The sequence below is a fragment of the Spartinivicinus ruber genome (genome assembly GCF_011009015.1).
Lineage (GTDB): Bacteria > Pseudomonadota > Gammaproteobacteria > Pseudomonadales > Zooshikellaceae > Spartinivicinus > Spartinivicinus ruber.
In genome coordinates this window covers 3,240,377-3,260,252 of record NZ_CP048878.1, presented here as the reverse complement: position 1 = coordinate 3,260,252, position 19,876 = coordinate 3,240,377, and the positions used below count along the sequence as shown (strand labels likewise).

Annotated in this window: 17 protein-coding genes; 8 read left to right on the top strand and 9 right to left on the bottom strand. The window is 38.6% G+C overall.

The genetic code is table 11. The annotated features are described in order from the left end of the window. Positions 1–332 precede the first annotated feature (332 nt). From rsgA to G4Y78_RS15095, 4 genes are all read left to right on the top strand, one after another. Entirely contained in the window at positions 333–1,415 is a 1,083-nt protein-coding gene (rsgA, locus tag G4Y78_RS15110; RefSeq protein ID WP_163833812.1) for a ribosome small subunit-dependent GTPase A, read from the top strand. A gap of 376 nt (positions 1,416–1,791) precedes the next feature. Further along, on the top strand, positions 1,792–2,568 hold the full coding sequence (locus tag G4Y78_RS15105) for a urate hydroxylase PuuD (RefSeq protein ID WP_163833811.1): 777 nt from the start codon (positions 1,792–1,794) through the stop codon (positions 2,566–2,568). 91 nt (positions 2,569–2,659) lie between these two features. After that, positions 2,660–2,983 (top strand): hypothetical protein, encoded by a 324-nt coding sequence (locus tag G4Y78_RS15100; protein ID WP_163833810.1) that lies wholly within the window; start codon positions 2,660–2,662, stop codon positions 2,981–2,983. Between the two features lie 18 nt (positions 2,984–3,001). Beyond that, entirely contained in the window at positions 3,002–3,931 is a 930-nt protein-coding gene (locus tag G4Y78_RS15095; RefSeq protein ID WP_163833809.1) for a DMT family transporter, read from the top strand. An 8-nt stretch (positions 3,932–3,939) separates the two neighbouring features. Here G4Y78_RS15095 and G4Y78_RS15090 read toward each other — a convergent pair whose 3' ends face one another. The 8 genes from G4Y78_RS15090 to xdhA all read right to left on the bottom strand — a co-directional run bounded on the left by G4Y78_RS15090 (position 3,940) and on the right by xdhA (position 12,747). After that, the gene (locus G4Y78_RS15090) at positions 3,940–5,184 is read right to left on the bottom strand and encodes a urate hydroxylase PuuD (protein ID WP_163833808.1); all 1,245 of its coding nucleotides are present in this window, start codon (positions 5,182–5,184) and stop codon (positions 3,940–3,942) included. 78 nt (positions 5,185–5,262) lie between these two features. Continuing rightward, complete coding sequence (uraH, locus tag G4Y78_RS15085) at positions 5,263–5,604, bottom strand: hydroxyisourate hydrolase (protein WP_163833807.1); 342 nt, start codon at positions 5,602–5,604, stop codon at positions 5,263–5,265. A gap of 95 nt (positions 5,605–5,699) precedes the next feature. Then, positions 5,700–6,605 carry a DMT family transporter gene (locus G4Y78_RS15080; RefSeq protein ID WP_163833806.1) on the bottom strand — a complete coding sequence of 302 codons (906 nt, stop codon included), beginning with the start codon at positions 6,603–6,605 and terminating at the stop codon, positions 5,700–5,702. Next, on the bottom strand, positions 6,599–7,618 hold the full coding sequence (locus G4Y78_RS15075; RefSeq protein ID WP_163833805.1) for a Gfo/Idh/MocA family protein: 1,020 nt from the start codon (positions 7,616–7,618) through the stop codon (positions 6,599–6,601). The genes G4Y78_RS15080 and G4Y78_RS15075 overlap by 7 nt, the downstream gene beginning before the upstream one ends. Beyond that, positions 7,615–8,043 carry a Rid family hydrolase gene (locus G4Y78_RS15070; RefSeq protein WP_163833804.1) on the bottom strand — a complete coding sequence of 143 codons (429 nt, stop codon included), beginning with the start codon at positions 8,041–8,043 and terminating at the stop codon, positions 7,615–7,617. Before G4Y78_RS15070 ends, G4Y78_RS15075 begins: the two co-directional genes overlap by 4 nt. A gap of 52 nt (positions 8,044–8,095) precedes the next feature. Next, positions 8,096–8,944: a xanthine dehydrogenase accessory protein XdhC gene (gene xdhC / locus G4Y78_RS15065; protein WP_222937504.1), complete on the bottom strand. Its 849-nt coding sequence runs from the start codon at positions 8,942–8,944 to the stop codon at positions 8,096–8,098. Next, the gene (xdhB, locus tag G4Y78_RS15060; protein ID WP_163833802.1) at positions 8,931–11,306 is read right to left on the bottom strand and encodes a xanthine dehydrogenase molybdopterin binding subunit; all 2,376 of its coding nucleotides are present in this window, start codon (positions 11,304–11,306) and stop codon (positions 8,931–8,933) included. Before xdhB ends, xdhC begins: the two co-directional genes overlap by 14 nt. Beyond that, positions 11,299–12,747, bottom strand: a complete 1,449-nt coding sequence (xdhA, locus tag G4Y78_RS15055) for a xanthine dehydrogenase small subunit (RefSeq protein ID WP_230425600.1) — start codon at positions 12,745–12,747, stop codon at positions 11,299–11,301. The genes xdhB and xdhA overlap by 8 nt, the downstream gene beginning before the upstream one ends. A gap of 483 nt (positions 12,748–13,230) precedes the next feature. Here xdhA and G4Y78_RS15050 point away from each other — a divergent pair, with 483 nt between their 5' ends. Further along, on the top strand, positions 13,231–15,261 hold the full coding sequence (locus tag G4Y78_RS15050; protein WP_222937503.1) for a di-heme-cytochrome C peroxidase: 2,031 nt from the start codon (positions 13,231–13,233) through the stop codon (positions 15,259–15,261). Between the two features lie 3 nt (positions 15,262–15,264). On the opposite strand, the gene G4Y78_RS15045 is transcribed toward G4Y78_RS15050, so the two are convergent. Then, positions 15,265–16,479 (bottom strand): cytochrome P450, encoded by a 1,215-nt coding sequence (locus tag G4Y78_RS15045; RefSeq protein ID WP_163833800.1) that lies wholly within the window; start codon positions 16,477–16,479, stop codon positions 15,265–15,267. Between the two features lie 198 nt (positions 16,480–16,677). On the opposite strand from G4Y78_RS15045, the gene G4Y78_RS15040 reads away from it, so the two are divergent. The 3 genes from G4Y78_RS15040 (at position 16,678) to G4Y78_RS15030 (ending at position 19,784) form a co-directional block, all read left to right on the top strand. Then, positions 16,678–16,947 carry a DUF4212 domain-containing protein gene (locus G4Y78_RS15040; protein WP_163833799.1) on the top strand — a complete coding sequence of 90 codons (270 nt, stop codon included), beginning with the start codon at positions 16,678–16,680 and terminating at the stop codon, positions 16,945–16,947. 10 nt (positions 16,948–16,957) lie between these two features. Continuing rightward, the gene (locus G4Y78_RS15035) at positions 16,958–18,664 is read left to right on the top strand and encodes a sodium:solute symporter family protein (RefSeq protein ID WP_163833798.1); all 1,707 of its coding nucleotides are present in this window, start codon (positions 16,958–16,960) and stop codon (positions 18,662–18,664) included. Positions 18,665–18,779: 115 nt separating this feature from the next. After that, a complete protein-coding gene (locus tag G4Y78_RS15030; RefSeq protein WP_329604872.1) occupies positions 18,780–19,784 on the top strand; it encodes a cytochrome-c peroxidase in 1,005 nt (334 codons plus the stop codon). Positions 19,785–19,876: the final 92 nt, after the last annotated feature.

Here is a 19,876-nt window from a genome sequence, read left to right as displayed (position 1 = left end):
ATTTTTGGGATTAGTACTTTACAGGCACACCAAACAGTTGCACACTACATAGTAATAGTAGACAGACCACAAGCCATAGGAGGAAACTAAGTATGAATATGAGTGATATTGTATTAGCAGGGAAAGTCATCAGATGGATGAACGATGAGTAAGAAGCTTCAAGTAAAGTTATTGTAATCAAGAACTACTCCCTTCTTACTTATAATTCATATCTTCTGTAATGGATTAACCTCTCTGGTGAACCTTTCCCATTCCCGCTTTATAAACGGTTTTGTGTAAATGTTTTTTATGACTTAAGTTTGTAACAGCTTCGGCTATTGGGAGAAATTGTTGTGCAACTAGACAGATTGCGCCGTTTTGGTTGGAAAGCTTTTTTTATGCAACAGTTGTTGCTTTCAGAGTGGGACAGTTGTACTCCTGCGCGAGTTTGTAATATTCAGCGTGATTGTATTTGGGTTGAAACAGAGCAGGGTAAGCAGTTATTGCGAGTAGGGAAGCTTGATTGTCCAATGAGTAGTTGGCTAGCGGTTGGCGATTGGGTATTGGCAGAAGCGAAAGGGGATTGTCTTTGGTTGGTACGGTTATTGGACAGAAGTAGTTTACTGCGTCGACAAGCCGCTGGACAACAAACCAGAGAACAACTACTCGCAGCCAATGTAGATACAATGTTATTGGTGACCTCACTCAATCAAGACTATAACCTACAGCGTTTGCAACGTTATATCATGGTTGCTCATGATGCTGGGTTGGAGCCAGTTGTGGTATTAACTAAGGCAGATTTAGTGGAAAATGCTGAAGAGTCTGTGGCTGAAATTGGCCAAAAACTCAAGCTAAATGCTGTGGCAATTAATGGGCTTGATACTCAAGAGGTTAGCAGTAAACTAAGTCCTTGGCTTAATCCAGGTGACACGCTCGTGTTAGTAGGTTCTTCTGGTGTAGGCAAATCGACGCTGATTAATAGCCTATTAGGACAGCCTATGTTGGACACTGGGGGCATTCGTGAAAATGACGACAAAGGACATCATACGACAACGAGTCGCTATCTACTTCATACTGAAACAGGTATCAATATTATTGATACGCCTGGGATGAGGGAAATTCAACTCTGGTTAGAAGAAGGACAGCTAGAAGAAGTTTTTGACGATATTGTAAAACTGTCCAATCAGTGTCGTTTCAGAAATTGCCAACATGATGCTGAGCCAGGTTGTAAAATACAGGCGGCACTGGATGCTGATGAGTTATCGGTTAATCGCTGGCAGCAGTATTTAAAGCTAAAAAGAGAAGAAGCCCATCATTTAAGACAAGCTAAAGGAGCGGCTGCACAAAGAGAGCATTTTAAAGCGTTTGCAAAAATGGTGAAATCCAGCCAAACAGAAAAATTGCAATTTAAAAACAGGAAAGTGAAGTTGTCTTAAAATAAGGTATTAACTGCCGTATATTTTTGGTTGGCAAGATGACTGTCAGCCAAATTTTTTGTGAATTTAGGTGGAAATAAAAGTATCAACCGAATTGCTTAATAATTAATAATACAGCTGCCGTTATATAGTTATTAGCTAATAATATAATGGTTATTGTGCTTCTTATACTTAAAATAAATCATGTACTCTTTATTCCTGATTACCATAGAATGGTGAGAATTCAGTTAAAGCATGGAACATTTAACTGTTATCCCAATCACCTATTATTTATAGGCCATGGGGTCTCACTCAATGGGCACACCTAAGAGCCATTAGTAATCGAGTATAGTTTAGAGAATGTAGTCTTTACTTATGAAATAATAAGGGAAATTACATGGATGTAGTGTTATGGGAGTGGGCTACTTATGCAACACGTTGGTTGCATACTGTTGCTGCCATTGTATGGTTAGGATTTTTCTTTCATACCCGTGAACTTGACCGCGCAATGCAGAGGCAAGACGCAACACAGCCGAATGCCGTTGGTGAAGCATGGGCAATCCGTGGTTTTGGTATCTATAGAACGGTTAAGTATCTATCTCGTCAAACTGACATGCCTCCAAATAATTTGTTGGTATGGTATAAGTGGCCAAATATTACGACAGTTGTAAGTGGATTTATTCTATTATCACTCATCTATTATACTCAAGCTGAACTTTATCTTATTAATATTGATGGATTTATCATGTCTGCTGAGCAGGCTGTAGCTGTATCAATTTTAGGTATTTTTGTGGCATTGGCTGTTCATGAAGGGCTTTATCGGCTGCCTCTTAAACATAATGAGACTGCAATATTGATTACAAGCTTTGTCTTTCTCTCTGGACTTAGTTTTATTTACAGTCAAGTTTTTTCTGGTCGTGGTGTATTCATGCAAATGGGGGCGACGCTTGGAATGTTTGTCACGGCGTACTTTTTTGTGAATATACTGCCTGAACTTCGTAAATTGATTGCACAACCTGAAGGTTGGCAGCCGTCACCTGAGCGTTTGCAATGGTTTTTGATGAGGGCAAGACATAATAACTACTTAGTGCTTGCTGTGGTTTTTTTGATGTTAGCAGTGCATTTTCCACTTGCCCACTCAGGTACTTATTCGTGGCTGACTATTCCATTTTGATACTTTTCATGAGACAGGGAAGTTGCTTATTTGGCCATGGGGGATGACAGCTACAATAGCGATAACTATTGTGACGCTAAGTGTTTTTGACATGAATAAACCAAAACCTGCTTGGGGAACAATGGGTTTTTTAAAATCAATTAATGCTGAAGCAAAAACTATTGTTCAGAATCGATGTAGCATGTGTCATGCTCGAACACCATCATGGCCTGGTATACATCGAGCTCCTGGAGGAGTTATGTTGGAAACAATGACTGATATGCAGCACTGGGCTCCAGCAATTAATAAGGTTGTTGTTTTATCCAGAGCGATGCCACCTGGAAATATTACAGGAATATCCCATGAAGAGAGGGCATTACTTGGCCAGTGGATGATGGTCAGTGCAGATAATATGACTGCTGTAGCGAGTAAATAACAGGAAGCTTGGTTCCCAATGTATTGGTGGTATAAAAAGGAGCTGGTGGGAGTTGGTTGGATGTTGGTAGCAGCATTCCTGGCATCACTTGTCCTGGCATCTGGAAAGCTGACAAGAACTGATATACCTGTTTTTCAAATTGTTTTTATGCGTTATTTGAGTGGTTTTGTAATTCTCTTTGCGATGATAACATTGAATAAAAGATTAAGTTTTCGAGAAACACTCACTACATCCTGTCTTTTCTTACATATGGCACGTGCAGTATCAGGTATAGGTGGTATCACATGTCTGTTATTTGCGGCAATGAATATACCATTAGCTGATGTAACTGCAATTAGTCTCACTCAAAATATGTTTATTGTGCTCTTTGCTGTATTACTATTAGGTGAAACGGTTTCACCTATTCGTTGGGTTGCTATTGCCTGCTGTGCATTAGGGGCTTTCCTAATTGTCCATGGTCAGCAAAAATATACATCTAGTATTTTCTTTATTAATTTGTCAGTAGGCATGGCTTTACTTGGAGCATGTCTTGTTGCAGCAGAAATGATTTTCATCAAGTTGTTGGCTAGCCAAGAATCTCCTTTAACCATGCTGTTTTATATTAATGGACTAGGTATTGTTATTTTTGCTTTTCCTGGAGTAGCAAGTTGGCAATCTGTTACTGTGATTGAGCAAATTGGACTTATGTTGCTTGGACCGATCGCAATTGCTGCACAACATTGTACGGTGCAAGCCTATCGATGTGCTGAAGCATCACTGGTGGCGCCAGTAAATTACTGTGGAATAGTTTTTGCTGGGGGGATTGGTTTTTTGATATTTGGGGAAATTCCAGAACCAGTTGCAGTTATAGGCTCATTAATGATTACAATAGGAGGTGTTGTACTGGCTAAAACCATTCGCTCTAGCCAGACAACTGCTGATAGTGTAGTTAGTTTGCAAAAAAGCTAGTCATTTCATTAACTGTTAGGTGAGCCTAGCTCAATCCATCGGGAAATTAATTCCCTTTCTGATTTTGTCATCCCTGTTTTATTCATCAAGGGCATATCTTCAGAGTCAATTGCTCTGGCTTTAATGCGAGGTGCCCATTGTTGCATCACCAAAATATTATCAAGTAGCACCCCAGCTGGTGCCACTTGAAATACATCATCCGTTGGGTTGTGTGAATGGCAGCTGCTGCATCGATTTTTTATTACTTCCTCAACATGAGTGATATCAACAGATTTATCTGTCTCTGCCGTTTGATTTTCTACTATGTTTGTTTGCTCGATAGCACTTGTTGATTGAGAATAAATAAGGTGGGAAGGGATAATAGCTAAGGCAAGTACTACCGTGGCAGCTCCAGCGCCAACCAGAATACTGGGCTTGTGAATACCCGTATGACGTAATACGAAATACTGTCTGCCCAATGCAGTAATGATAATAATAGCAATTAAAACAGCCCAGTTAAATGAATGATTATAAGTCATTGGATAGTGATTACTGATCATAATAAAAATCAGTGGTAGGGTAGTGTAGGTATTATGAGTTGAACGTAATTTAGCGTTAGTCGCCAATTTGGGGTCAGGCCTTCCACCTACTTTCACTGCGTCAACTAGGGCTTTTTGCGAGGGAATAATAACACGGAACACATTCCCCACCATGATTGTGCCAATAACTGCTCCCATATGGATATAAGCCCCGCGGGCACTGAAGATATGGGTTAACAAGTAAGCAATGGCAGTGGCTAAGGTGAGTAATATAATACCTAAAATTGCACCATGCTTTGCTAGTTTGGTATTACATAATACGTCATAACACAACCAGCCACCAAAGATTACCGTTAAGCCAATACTAATGGCTTGCCACTGATTTAAGTCGGCGACTCGTTTATCAATCAAATAAACTTCCGCCCCGACGTAATACATCAGTGTCAATAAAAAGAAGCCTGTGATCCAGGTGGAGTAAGCTTCCCACTTAAACCAGTGTAGGGTGGACGGTATTTGGGGAGGTGCCAGCTGATATTTAGCCACTTCATAAAAACCGCCACCATGAATGGCCCACAAATCACCTTTAATCCCTTGATCAGCTTTCCATTGAGGCGGTTTTTCCAAGTGATTATCTAGCCAAATAAAATAAAAAGAGGCACCTATCCAGGCAATACCAGTAATGACGTGTAAAAATCGCAGCAATAAATTAAGCCATTCAGTTATATATGTTTCCATTATTTTGTTATCACTAGTTCACTTTTATACTTTATATTTTCAGCCACTTTAATCAAAATAAGCGGCTAACGTTGTGTATTAACTACCACGGTAAGTGGTATAGCTATGGGCAGTTAGTAGTAAGGGAATATGATAATGTTCTCCATTCCCTCTAATACAAAACACAATGTCTACGTAAGGATAAAAGGCAGTAATTCCCTGTTGTTCAAAATAACTTTGAGTATCAAAGTGCATTCTGTAAGTTCCTTCAGCTAAGACTTGATCGGGGTCTAATAAGTCTTGAATACGGCCATCATGATTGGTTTTTCCCTGTGCTAACATTTCCCAGCCATCACCTGTTTGCCAACTTAAACTGATGGATACATTAAAGGCTGGTTGGCCAAGAGTAGTGTTCAATACATGGGTGGTTATCTGACTCATAAAAATTTCTCCATCACAACGGTTAGTAAGTCTTTTTGAAAAATAATATTCTTGTGTGTTACTTATTTTTTATTTGATCAGTTATTAGAAAATGACTATACTTTAGTGTTTTTAGTGGCAGACTGTGCGCCAAGTAATATTGAACTAATGATCAAGGCCATTGCTATAGTATCTGAAATACTTAGCGTTTCTTCTAAAAACGTAACTGCGAGTATTGTTGTGAAAAGCGGAAAAATACTTCCAAAAATGGCAGCTATAGAAGCTTCTACCTTTTGAAGTCCAAGTGTCCATAAATAAAAAAACAAAAAACTGCATACGCCGCTAAAGAAAATTAGCGTTATATTAAATGTGTCGAGTAAGGCATTTAATTGGGTTTGGTCATTTTCTAGTATTTTAAAGTTGATAGGGAAAAATAAGATGAGTGCGGAAATATTTAACATGAGTGCTGCTGTGATGATATGAAATTGGCCTCTGGCTTTTCTGCTTATAATGCTATATATCGCTTGTGGAATCATTGCGATGAGTATAAAAATATCTCCTCTATTGAAAGTTAATGAAAAATTATTGTTAAAACCAGTGTTTAAAATTAAAATGCCTAAGCAGGCTAATATTATGCTTAAAATTTTTTTTGAGCTAAGGGACTCTTGTAAAAAAACAAAAGCCATAAAAGCAATGAAACAAGGGAGTACACTCCCAATAATGCCTGCTGAGGTTGCACTGGTTGAACTTAGTCCCTCAAAAAAAAGTATGTTGAATAAAAAGCCACCGCTTAAACAGTATCCAATCAGTAACAATAGACTTTTCTTGTTGCCGTTAGTTGTTAATATTTTTTTTTGTTTTTGTCCTGCAAATAGTATTAGGAAAATGATACTGCTAACAAAAAACCTTGATCCTACATAAACAAATGAAGAAAGACTAAAACTTAAAAACTTCCCAAGAATAACGTTAGTCGCGACAGCAATTTGAGCTAATGATAGATAAATATAGCCTTTATTTAGCATAACTGGATCCATTTTCCTTCAGATAGGTGAATAGCATCTATTACCTTTTGAACTTTATGACCTTCAGTTATACTTGGAAGATTATTAGGCTCACCATCAATGGCTTTTTTAAATGCTTCAACAATATGTTTGCTCTCCATGAATGCTTCTGGATTTTTAACTCCAGAGTCATCTAATAAGGTTAGTGGCTCTTGGTTTTTCCGGCCTTTTAAAAACTGAAAGTTCTCGATAGTTAAGTACCCTTGTGTGCCAAAAAATTCTAAAGTGATACTTTCTTTGTCTTGAGAGAAATTTGTTAATATATCAAGGTGAACTTGGGTCTTGTCGGTAAGTTCTAGTAAACCATGAACTTTCTGTTCTGAGTGTTTTGGTTTGTTTTCTGGGTATGAAATTATTGTGTTAACTCTTTCAATTGTTAATTGTTTATCAAGTATATATAGTAGCCCATAAATAAAATGTGGCACTATTTCGCGAATGACGCCGCCTTCGTGTCTATTATTTAGCCAAGAGTTCTGGGATGCACCTGTACACGGTCTAGGCCAAACAGGAAAATGTAGCTTCAGTTCTATTTTGTGAAGATGAGCTAAATACTTTTGATGTAGTAGATTTTTACAAGTAGTAATGGCACTAACAAATGCCATAGGAAAATTTATTCCTGTTACAATACCTTTAGAAGCTGCAGTTTGAGATGCGGCAAGTATTTCATCTGCTTGTACTGAGGTTAATGCTAAAGGCTTTTCACATAATACATGGTTACCTTTCTGCAAGGCGATAATAAAAGCATTTTTATGATGGGCGGGCGGAGATGCAATATAGCAACACTTAGTTCCTGTCACAGCACTATCAAGAGAGGTAGACACTTCACATTGAAATTCTTTAGCAAAAAAAATAGCTTTTTCTTTATTAGGGTCATAAATTTTCTTTATGGAAAAGTGCCCACTATTACTTAAACTGTGGGCCATAGTACTGGCCATACAACCTGCGCCAATGATACTGCACGGAATGCTACTCATAAAGTGTTATCCTTAGCAGCTGCAGCCATGCACTCAATTACAATTTTACAGTCTTTCGGTAGGTGGCTAACACCTAAAGAGCTTCTAGCGGGAGCATCTGTCGGGAAATAACTATTAATGACTTGATTTACAGATTGAAAATCATCATCAAGATTAGTAAAAAATAATGTCATTTTAATTATATTAGACAGATTGCTACCTGACTCTTCTAAAAGAAGTGATAAATTTTCCATAATTTGTTTAGCTTGATCGCTGGCTTCTTGACTGATGGGCTCTAAATGACCAGGCTTAAAACCTTGGATACATGATGTATAGATAATATCATTAAATATTGAAGCATGGGTGAAAACAGGCAAAGGCACTGATAGCTGATTTGATTTTACTCTCTTTATTTTTGATAGAGTATAGCTTGTTTTTTGTTGCACGGTTTACACTCCCATAATCTTATAATACTAGTAATAACTTAATTAAGTTGATTTATAAGTTATTATCAGTCAATACTGACTTTAGTTGTTTCCAGTGTATACTTTGTTGTTTTACTTTCAGTGCTTCTTCATTTGATTGATTCTGTTGATAGTGGTTAATAACTTTACCAGCAATTGAAACAGCTACTTCCATAGGTCGTTTACCAGGAACTTCATCAAGTCCCATTGGGCAGTGGATACGACTGATGATTTTGTCAGTAAAGTTTTTAAGGGTTAAACGCTGTTTAAAACGTTGCCGTTTAGATTTCGAGCCAATCAGTCCCAAATAGCCAAAATGATTAAGTTTTAAAATAGCTTCACAAATATCAAAATCTTGTTGGTGACTGTGAGTCATGATCAGATAATAGCTATTTTCAGGCATCAAATTTACTTCATCTGCTGGGTATTCACTCGTAATCGTTGTGACATTACTGGGAATAGTCGATGGAAATTGTGCTTGGCGGCTATCCACCCAGCTAACGTGACAGGGCAATTCACTTAAAATTGAAACTAATGCTTGTCCTACATGACCAGCCCCAAACAACATAATATTCACTTGGTTGGCGCTAAATTGCTCAAATAATACGATAGTACTCCCCCCACAGCATTGTCCTAGGGAAGGACCTAAAGGAAAATATGCCAAGTGTTGTTGAGGCTGTTGCTCTGTTAGCATTTTTTGGGCAGTGGCAATGACCTGATACTCTAAATGCCCACCACCAATCGTGTCATATGTTGCATCTGCACTGATCACCATTTTTGTGCCAGCATCTCTTGGAGTAGAACCACGAGTAACCAATAGTGTGACTAAAACAAAGGCATCGCCTGACGTATTAAGCTGATTAATCGCCTCAACCCAATTCATTTTCACTGCATTCCTGGTTGGTTTTGGCTTGGATGAATTCCACTGCTTTAAGTACACGTTCTGGAGTTGCTGGGGTATCTAAAGGTGGACTAATGGAATAATCAGACAAACTAGAAACTGCATCACGCAATGCTGACCAAACAGAAATGGCTAACATTAAAGGGGGTTCTCCCACTGCTTTTGAATGGTAGATAGTAGCTTCACGATTTGGGTATTCAGGAAATAGTTCGACTCGAAAATCCACTGGCATATCACTGACAGCAGGAATTTTGTAAGTGGCTGGTCCAGTGGTTAATAATTGCCCTTGATTATTCCACACTAGTTCTTCTGTGGTTAGCCAGCCCATACCCTGAACAAAGCCACCTTCAATTTGGCCAATATCAATGGCTGGGTTAAGGGATTTACCCACGTCATGGAGAATATCCACTCTTAGTACTTTGTACTCGCCCGTTAGAGTATCAATAATTACTTCTGATACAGCGGCACCGCCTGCAAAATAAAAAAATGGTCGGCCAGCTGCTTTGTTGCGATCATAATGAATTTTAGGGGTACGGTAATAACCAGTGGCTGACAATGAAATGCGATTGATATACGCCAGTTGTGCCAGCTCAGCAAAAGAGATGGATTGCTTTCCAAACATAACTTGGCTATTAATAAACTCGACCACAGTTGGTTCAATTTTAAAATATTGAGCAACAAAGTCAGTTAAACGCTTTTTAATGGTTTTTGCGGCGTTTTGAGCGGCTTTGCCATTTAGGTCAGTACCAGATGATGCTGCGGTAGGGGAGGTGTTGGGTACTTTATCTGTACGGGTAGACGACACACAGATGGTATCAATGTCCACTTGAAACTCTTCAGCAACAATTTGCGCTACCTTGGTAAGCAATCCTTGGCCCATTTCAGTGCCGCCATGATTTAGGTGAATACTACCATCGGTATAAACATGAATTAATGCGCCTGCTTGGTTCAGATGCTGAACTGTAAAAGAAATACCAAACTTGACGGGGGTTAAAGACAAGCCTTTTTTTAGCACCTTATTTGTTTGATTAAATGCTATGACTTGCTCACGGCGCTGCTGATAATCTGAGCTTTGCTCAAGTTTCTCTACCAGTTGTGGAATAATATTTTGCTCTACTGTTTGGTAGTATGGTGTTGTACTTCGAGAGCCAGGTGTTTCATCATAAAAGTTAATTTTTCGAATGCTCAGGGGATCTGTCCCTAAGTAACGGGCAATATCATCCATGGCGGCTTCAATAGTAATCATCCCTTGTGGCCCACCAAAGCCGCGAAAAGCGGTATGGGATACCATATGTGTCTTACATCGATTTCCGACAATTTTAACTTGATCAAGATAATAGGCATTATCTGTATGAAACATGGCCCGATCGACAATTGCATCGGATAGGTCGGGAGAGTAACCACAGTTGCCGTTTATTGTAATCTTTGCACCTAAAATTCGCCCTTGTTGATCAAAACCAATTCGATAACTGTTTTTAAAAGGATGACGCTTGCCTGTCATCACCATATCATCACTTCGATTTAAACGGAGTTTAACTGGTTGCTGGGTGATTTTGGCTAGTAAAGCGGCTAAGCAAGCCCATTGAGCGGCTTGGGTTTCTTTACCACCGAAAGCACCTCCCATTCGTCGCATATCAACCGTGACTAAATTAAAAGGAATATCCAATACTTCAGCGACTAATTTTTGTACTTCTGATGGATGTTGACTGGATGTAAATATCTGCATACCCTCATCTTCAGTTGGTACTGCAGTTGATATTTGGCCTTCTAAATAAAAATGCTCTTGCCCTCCAATGGATAACTCACCTGAAAGCTGATGGGGGGCATTGTCAATGGCTGCTGACGCATCACCTCGTTGCATGGTATGGGGTGGGCGAACAAAACTTTGCTGCTGTAATGCGGTATCAATATTTAAAATAGCGGGTAAGACTTCGTATTCAACTTTAGCCAGTTGAGCAGCACGCCATGCTTGTTGATGAGAGTGGGCTGCAACGACGAATAGCGGTTGTCCATAAAATTCGACAAGGTTTTTAACCAGTAGTTTATCACCTGGAAAGACTGGACCAATATCTAATTGGCCTGGTACATCATTGGCGGTTGCGACGGCAACGACACCTTCTGCTTTATATACCTCAGTTAAATCTATGGACTTAATTTTACCGTGGGTTATTTGGCTTTTTCCCACTGCGGCATGGAGTTGATTAATGGTATTTAAGCGATCATCAATATAAACTGCTTCTCCACTAACGTGTTTATGGGCACTTTCGTGCTTTTCAGCTTTTCCTATAACACCACGGATATTTATAGCAGGTTGCGTTGTGTCAATATCAGATAGTTTACGCATAATCAGTAACTCTAATTACGACGTTGGGGGTGCTAACTTCTAAAAAACACTTCCATAAAAGGTTTTTAGCAACTTGCATTCGGTAGTTTGCTGAAGCTCTAACATCGCTTAGCGGTTTATAGTCTTGTTCTAAAGCATTGGTTGCTGCTGTTATTGTCTGCGCTGTCCAGGGTTTATTTTGTAATGCAGCTTCGCAGTGGTAGGCCCGTTTAGGAATGGCTGCCATACCGCCAAAAGCAATACAGACGTCTTTTATTTGGTGATTGTCAACGTTTAAATAAAAAGCACCTAATACTGCTGATATATCATCGTCAATTCGTTTTGATACTTTGTACACTTTTAATTGATAGCCCTGCTTGGCTTTAGGAATATGAATCGCTTGAATAAATTCACCTGGATGTAAAGCGGTGACTTTATAATCGAGAAAAAAATCAGTAATGGGCAACTGACGGCTACACGTTCCCTGATGCAAGGTTAAACTAGCCCCTAGCGCAATTAGAACGGGGGGCATATCGCCAATGGGGGAGGCATTACCAATATTACCACCAATGGTTCCTTGGTTACGAACTTGTAAGGAACCTAGTCGCTCCATCATATTAGCAAAGTCGGAATATTGCTTTTTCAAGGTGATAAAACAGTTGCTGTAGGTGACTGCTGCACCAATAATGAGGTAATGAGAGGTTTCTTTAACGGTTGTTAATTCAGCGACATTACCAAGATAAATAATAACCTTGAATTCCTGCTGTTGCTGAGTAACTGTTAGTGCTAAGTCGGTTCCGCCTGACAATAATTTTGCATCAGGATAATGTTGTAATAGTGCCGTTAGTTGTTGAATTGTTTGTGGTGAAAAAAAGTGACTTTGGCCATCCGTTAAATGAATTAGCTGCTTCCTTTTAATCGTTTTAAGCTGGGCAATACTATTTGTAGGCTGTTGACTATTTGTTGGTGACTGAATGGATTTAGCGATATTCGCTGCTGCATTGACAATGGCACGGTAACCAGTACAACGGCATAAATTGCCGGATAATGCAGTAAAAATTTGTGCTTTAGTGGGAATAGGGTAATGCTGTGCTAAAGCATATAGTGACATTACAAACCCTGGTGTGCAGAAACCACACTGAGACCCGTGGAAGTCAACCATTGCCTGCTGTACAGGGTGAAGTAGGTTTGAGTTTTTTAAGCTTTCAACAGTGATTAATTGTTTGCCCTGTAAACTGGCAAGAAAAGTGATACAGGCGTTAATCGCTTTATAATGAATAGTTCCATCAACTAACTCACCGACTACAACGGTGCAGGCACCGCAGTCACCTGATCCACAGCCCTCTTTAGTACCACAATAGTTCAAATGGCTACGTAAATAATGAAGTACAGTGGTATTAGGGTTGATATTTTCAACCGTTTGCACTGTTTCATTAAGCAGAAACTGTAATATGTTAGGCATATTATTGTTAATTTATTATTACTTTCATGTTTAGGTAATCTTCATGATCGCCAGTAATATAATGCTTTATTCTGGTGCTAATCAACCCATGTTTGAAGATTTAATGACAATTAAATAATAAAACTGATTTAGTGTTTGGTTATGTTGTGCAGTAGGTACTTACATTTTTGTCTGATCAAAGAGAGCTAAAGATAATTCGATTTGAGCAAAACTAGGAAAGTTTCACTAATCTCATCTATGGTAATAGTGGCACGAGTGATACTGTAGAAGTGTGTCATTAAAATAATATAAAACTGTAAATAAATTTTAAACTGTTTAACCTGAATTCCCTGGTTTTTTATTATCTGATAAAAAATTTGGGGTAAGTAGCCTAAGGCTAGGAAGATAATAATGTTTTTACGTCATCTCTTGTTATCTCTAGGAAAGACTATAAAAGGAAAGCTTCGTCTTTTTAGCAAAATCATAGCAACAATAGCTATTTTGATGGTTGTGACGTTAATTATTGGTAAAACATATCAGCACTGGGATGATGATCCGAACCGTGGGGCAATCGCCATTAATAGTGGTGAGTTTAATGAAAATTATGATACCCCTATTTATTTAGATCAAGGATGGTCTGAGGCAGATAGTTTATGGTTTTATTATACAACCCAGGGCTCTGGATTACTGCCTTATGATTTCTTTTTGATGTTGGAGCAGGCTGACTCACAAGAGTTATTTCGCTCTACTAGTAACATGGATAAATTTCGTTATTTACCGCAAAAGCCTACCTTTTTTAACCCTGATGGTTTGCCCGTTGGTTTTGTGAAAGATACTTACCAAGGTCATGATTATATGGGGTTTACTTGTGCTGCTTGTCATACAGGACAGGTTAATTATAAAGACAAAGCAGTTAGGATTGATGGCGGTCCAGCCATGGCTGATATGGTATCATTTCTGATTGAATTACAAAAATCAATAGAAGCTACGTTGAATGAACAGGATAAACTTTCACGTTTTGTTTCAAATGTCATTGCTCTGAATAATAATTACGCGAATAGACAGCAGGTTAAGCAAGGATTACTCAAATGGAGTAATAATATTCAATTATATAATATTTTGAATTATAGCCATGTTAAATATGGCTATGCTCGCTTAGACGCTTTTGGTCGTATTTATAATCGAGTGTTACAACATGTACAAAATAAATCGCAGGTAAGAGATGTATTAACCATATTAAAACGGCCTTCTCAACGACAGTTTTTAACAAAAAATGAAATAGATAAAGTTTTAGAAGGCATTAATGAAACTATCATTGATGATGTACAATTTGCGACGATTATTAATCGACTGGCATCTAAAAAGCCTGGTTATCCTGCTTTAAGTTTTAGAGACTTATTACGGGTGCGCAATGCCCTTTTTAATGAACCCAATGCACCAGTGAGTTATCCATTTTTATGGGATATTCCACAATCCGATTTTGTACAGTGGAATGGATTAGCGAGTAATGCAGGACTAGGCCCATTAGGTCGTAATACAGGAGAAGTAATAGGTGTTTTTGGTATTTTGGACTGGCAGGAGAAAGAGCCTGGCTTTAGTTTAGCTGCTTGGCTCTCTGGACAAAGTAATAAGAAAAAACAAGTTAATTTTAAGTCATCAATTGACTTAACCAATTTAAAGCGACTAGAGAACCAGTTAAGAAGTTTACAATCGCCCAAGTGGCCGGAACATATATTTGGCAAACTTGATCAACAAAAAGTTGAAAAAGGACGCTTGCTTTATAATCAGTATTGCCAGGGGTGTCATGAGGTTATTGAACGAGACGCTTGGGATCGTTTAATGGTTGCTAAAATGTCAAGCATTGATTCGATTGGCACAGACATTGCCATGGCCAGCAATAGTGTAAATTATGTAGGTAACTCTGGTAATTTTAAACATATTTATCAAGGCACTGATGTAGGCGATATAATTGTTGCTCAAACTGCTCCTGTAGTACAAATTTTAACTGCCGTCACAACTGGCGTAGTGGCAACTCCTGACCCAGATAAAAGCTTTATCCGGCGTTGGTTAGACTGGCTATATACTCTTGGCATGTCATTTTTTGATAATACGATAAAAGCCAGCGTTAAAGCAGGGAACTATCAACCTGATACAACGGCTAAACCTTACCAGTCATTATTGTCGTATAAAGCACGTTCATTAAATGGCATTTGGGCAACGGCTCCTTATTTGCACAATGGCTCAGTTCCCAGTTTGTACGACTTATTATTACCGAAAAAGCGTGAGGGAGACTCTGAAGAGGGGAAATACCGGCCAGATACATTTATGGTAGGAAGTCGTGAATTTGACCCTAATAAGGTTGGCTTCAGATACACAGGGTATCAAGGCACTGAGTTTAAAACCCATATTACAGGGAACATGAATAGTGGTCATGAATATGCGGCAGGTAGAACCCCTCAGGCAGATGGTACGGAATTACCCCCATTAACGGAAGAACAACGGTGGCAGTTAATTGAGTACCTTAAGAGCTTATAATTACTATATCGCTTGCAGGGGACAACTCAACATTCCCCGTAAGCTTAAATTAAATTGCCATTTGGGTTTTGTATCTACCAGTTGCCAATTGTGAAGCCTTTTTTGTAATAGTGAAAAAGCGACTTTAGCTTCTAACCTCGATAAAGAAGCACCAGAACAGAGGTGTATACCATGGCCAAAAGCAAGATGAGGGTTGTCAGATCGAGTAATATCAAATTGATTAGGACGCTGAAAAATAGCAGGGTCGCGATTGGCTGCCCCTAGGACTAATAATATCCGGTGGTTAGCTTTGATTTGAAAACCATCCAAATCGATTGGGTCAGTTGAAATCCGGCCTATGCGCTGGAAAGGGCTCTCAAAACGTAAACACTCTTCAATGGCTGAATTTAAATGGTTACCTAGTTTAGCAAGCTGTTCTGGGTGCTTTTTCAACGTCATCCAACCATTGCCGATTAAGTTAGTTGTTGTTTCATGACCTCCAAAGACTAATAAAATAGCATTAGCGATAAGGTTGGCATCAGTTAGAGAAATTTGTGACTGTTGTATTGCTATTAACTTGGTCATGAAGTTGTCTGCGGGTTGATTTCGGTAATAAGTCAATAAATGACTAAAATAATCGCTCATAGCAACCACGGTATCGGATGCTTTTGCCACAATATCTATCTTAGTGCTATCACTTAAGAATAAAGCTAGGTCATCAGACCAGGACTTAATTTTATCAATATCAGAGACAGGCACGCCTAATAGCTTTGAAATGATCACTGCAGGTAATGGATAGGCAAAGTCTTTGATCAGATCACATTGTTTTTTCTCAATAAATAAATCAATTAATTGATTGGCAACAGTTTCAATAATCGTTGTCATGTTGTTCATAACTTTGTTAGACAAAGAACGAACCATTAGCTTACGTATAGGTGTATGCTGTGGTGGGTCATTGAAGATAGCCATTAATGAGAAAGATTGTCTTAAGGGTGATATTTGTGCTTGTTCTTCAGGTGTTAAGTTAGCAACTAAGGCAGCTGATCGGTCAGAAGACGTATGAGGGTGTCTAAGTAATCTCTTAATATCTTTATGCTGAAAAATATAATAGAAGCCATATTTGGGGCATTGATAGATAGGCTGGTTTTCTAGCAAGTCTTGGTAAGTGGGATAAGGATTAGAGAGGAAGTCATAGGAATATAGGTCAAACCGACGTTGGTCATAGAATTGAGTAACCATATTGTTTCCTTTTACTAGAGATATACTTTATTCGGTGTAAAACAGAACATCCATATTCTTTTCTAATATACGCTGTAGAACTATACCTTGGCAATTTTACCAGGCATTATGAGTCGTGTTTGATGGAGTTTTTTTATAATAGAAATAAGTAAAGACTAGCTGTTATTTAAAGTTATATTTTATTAGGGAGATAAAGTAATGAGTTTTGAAAGTAAAGAAAAAGCCAGTGCTTATTGGAAAGAGAATATTCATTTAATGTTGATGCTCTTGATAGTTTGGTTTGTTGTTTCTTTTGGTTGCGGTATTTTATTTGTTGAGTCACTGAACACCATTCAAATAGGTGGATTTAAATTAGGCTTTTGGTTTTCTCAGCAGGGTGCTATCTATATTTTTGTTGGATTGATTTTTGTTTATGTGGGAAAAATGAACAAACTTGATCGTAAATATGATGTGCAAGAAGACGAGTGAGTAGTGAGTGATGGACATTCAAACCTTAACTTTAATACTGGTGGGTGCTTCCTTTACACTTTATATTGGCATTGCCATTTGGGCCAAAGCTGGTACAACAAGAGACTTTTACATTGCCGGTGGAGGTGTCCATCCTGTAGCAAATGGAATGGCTACGGCAGCTGACTGGATGTCAGCCGCTTCATTTATATCAATGGCGGGTTTAATTTCATTTATGGGCTATGACGGCTCTGTGTATCTCATGGGGTGGACAGGTGGTTATGTATTGTTAGCATTATGTTTAGCACCTTACTTGCGCAAGTTTAGCAAGTTTACTGTGCCTGATTTTATTGGAGATCGATACTATTCACAAACTGCTCGAACAGTGGCGGTTGTTTGTGCCATATTTATTTCCTTTACTTATGTTGCAGGGCAAATGCGTGGGGTAGGTGTCGTATTTTCCCGTTTTTTAGAAGTAGACATTATCAGTGGTGTAATGATTGGCATGGGAGTGGTGTTTTTTTATGCCATTTTAGGTGGTATGAAAGGTATTACTTACACACAAGTGGCACAATATTGTGTGCTTATTTTTGCCTATTTAGTACCTGCAGTATTTATATCGATTTTAATGACTAATAATCCTATTCCTCAGCTCGGTTTTGGGGGGATGTTAGCTGATGACTCTGGTATCTATTTACTTGATAAGCTGGATGGGTTATCGACAGAGCTTGGGTTTTCAGAATATACCCAAGGTAATAAAAGCATGATTGATGTATTTTTTATTACTGCGGCATTAATGGTGGGTACCGCTGGCCTACCACATGTGATTGTGCGTTTTTTTACTGTCCCTAAAGTACGTGATGCAAGAAAATCGGCTGGTTGGGCATTATTATTTATAGCGCTTTTATACACCACCGCACCAGCAGTTGCCACATTTGCAAGAGTCAATATGATTAGCACCATTAATGGACCTGAAGGACAGGGTACTTTATATGAAGATGTGCCAAGTTGGGTTGAAAATTGGCAGCGAACTGGATTAATCACCTGGTCAGATAATAACGGTGATGGTCGTATGTTTTATTCAGGTGATGAACGAAATGAAATGTCAATCGACCGTGATATTATGGTATTAGCGAATCCTGAAATTGCTAATTTACCTGCCTGGGTAATCGCTTTAGTGGCAGCAGGAGCTATAGCAGCAGCATTATCAACTTCAGCCGGTTTGCTATTGGTAATATCTACATCAATTTCTCACGACTTATTGAAACGAAACTTAATGCCAAGAATTACTGACAAACAGGAGTTACGTTATGCCAGAGTTGCCGCAGCAGTGGCAATTGGGATTGCGGGTTATTTAGGCATCAATCCACCGGGGTTTGTGGCCCAAGTGGTCGCATTTGCTTTTGGGTTGGCAGCTTCCTCTTTTTTCCCTGCTATTGTAATGGGTATCTTTTTTAAGAAAATGAATAAAGAAGGGGCTATCTGTGGTATGCTAACAGGAATAGTATTTACCGCAGCTTATATTGTATATTTTAAATTTTTAAACCCAGCAGCTAATACAGCTGAGTATTGGTTATTGGGTATTTCCCCTGAGGGAATAGGAACTTTAGGGATGCTGTTAAACTTTTCAGTTGCCTTACTTGTTAATCGAATGACTAATGATTCTCCAAGGCATGTCCAAGATATGGTAGAAAATATTCGTTTCCCAAGAGGGGCTGGTGAGGTGCAAGCTCATTAGTCTGATAAATATTATAGGAACTCTATATTCTACACATTGAGCATAGAGAGATATGAATAAATAAAATAATAAAATTGATGTGAAAACACTTTATTTAAGAAAAAGGATTAGCTTAATGATGAAAACCTATTTTTTAGCTATATTACTCACTGTAGTCACAATTGTTCAAACAAACAATGGATTCGCTTCTCAGTTACGTAATGAGCCAATAAAACCCATTCCAATGGATATGGATTACGACAAAGAAAAAGTCGCGTTGGGGAAAAAACTATTTTTTGACCCAAGGCTGTCAAAGTCTGGCTGGTTGAGTTGTAATTCATGCCATAATTTAGCAATGGGAGGGGATGATAATTTGCCCAGTTCTATTGGTCACCAGTGGCAGCTTGGCCCTATTAATTCGCCTACGGTATTGAATGCTAAATTTAACCTGGCGCAGTTTTGGGATGGACGAGCTCTAGATTTACAAGCACAAGCTGCTGGCCCTATTGAGAACCCAGGTGAGATGGCTTCTACGCATAAACTTGCAGTAGCAACATTACAATCTATTCCCAGTTATAGAGAACTTTTTGAGCAAGCTTATGGTGTAAAAACAATAACCATTACTGAAGTAACAGATGCTATTGCAACCTTTGAAAAAACCCTAATTACACCTAACTCGCGATTTGATCAATGGTTGATGGGGAACGAACAGGCCATTACAGTAGAAGAAAAAGCAGGTTATCAATTGTTTAAAGCAAAAGGCTGTGCTAGTTGCCATAATGGCATTGGTGTTGGAGGCAATAGTTATCAAAAATTTGGTATTGTCAAACCTTATCAGAAAGATTTGGAAAACCTAGGGCGATATAACGTAACAAAAAATAAGGTAGATAAGTACGTTTTTAAAGTTCCGTTATTAAGAAATATTGAACTGACAGCACCGTATTTTCACGACGGTAGTATATGGAGCTTAGATGAAGCTGTGAATGTAATGGCTGAATATCAGTTAGGTGTGACATTTTCAAAACAAGAAACAGCAAAAATAGTAGCATTTTTGAAAACGCTAACGGGTAATCAGCCAAAAATTACCTATCCTATTTTACCCGTAGAGATGCCTGAAACACCTAAACCAAATATGAATTAATTTTGGACCGAACACAGTAACTGGTTACCTTGTTGATGTTTAATAATTACTCTCGGAAGGAAGGGTATATAGCTTAAACATCAATGGTAACT

Bases quoted from the DNA above. Each gene is read 5' to 3' on its own strand.
- G4Y78_RS15100 (WP_163833810.1), top strand. From the start codon at position 2,660: ATGAATAAACCAAAACCTGCTTGGGGAACAATGGGTTTTTTAAAATCA.
- uraH (WP_163833807.1), bottom strand. From the start codon at position 5,604: ATGAGTCAGATAACCACCCATGTATTGAACACTACTCTTGGCCAACCA.
- G4Y78_RS15075 (WP_163833805.1), bottom strand. From the start codon at position 7,618: ATGAGTAGCATTCCGTGCAGTATCATTGGCGCAGGTTGTATGGCCAGT.
- xdhC (WP_222937504.1), bottom strand. From the start codon at position 8,944: ATGAATTGGGTTGAGGCGATTAATCAGCTTAATACGTCAGGCGATGCC.
- G4Y78_RS15040 (WP_163833799.1), top strand. From the start codon at position 16,678: ATGAGTTTTGAAAGTAAAGAAAAAGCCAGTGCTTATTGGAAAGAGAAT.
- G4Y78_RS15050 (WP_222937503.1), top strand. From the start codon at position 13,231: ATGGTTGTGACGTTAATTATTGGTAAAACATATCAGCACTGGGATGAT.
- xdhA (WP_230425600.1), bottom strand. From the start codon at position 12,747: ATGCCTAACATATTACAGTTTCTGCTTAATGAAACAGTGCAAACGGTT.
- G4Y78_RS15105 (WP_163833811.1), top strand. From the start codon at position 1,792: ATGGATGTAGTGTTATGGGAGTGGGCTACTTATGCAACACGTTGGTTG.
- G4Y78_RS15035 (WP_163833798.1), top strand. From the start codon at position 16,958: ATGGACATTCAAACCTTAACTTTAATACTGGTGGGTGCTTCCTTTACA.
- G4Y78_RS15045 (WP_163833800.1), bottom strand. From the start codon at position 16,479: ATGGTTACTCAATTCTATGACCAACGTCGGTTTGACCTATATTCCTAT.
- G4Y78_RS15095 (WP_163833809.1), top strand. From the start codon at position 3,002: ATGTATTGGTGGTATAAAAAGGAGCTGGTGGGAGTTGGTTGGATGTTG.
- G4Y78_RS15090 (WP_163833808.1), bottom strand. From the start codon at position 5,184: ATGGAAACATATATAACTGAATGGCTTAATTTATTGCTGCGATTTTTA.
- G4Y78_RS15030 (WP_329604872.1), top strand. From the start codon at position 18,780: ATGATGAAAACCTATTTTTTAGCTATATTACTCACTGTAGTCACAATT.
- xdhB (WP_163833802.1), bottom strand. From the start codon at position 11,306: ATGCGTAAACTATCTGATATTGACACAACGCAACCTGCTATAAATATC.
- G4Y78_RS15080 (WP_163833806.1), bottom strand. From the start codon at position 6,605: ATGCTAAATAAAGGCTATATTTATCTATCATTAGCTCAAATTGCTGTC.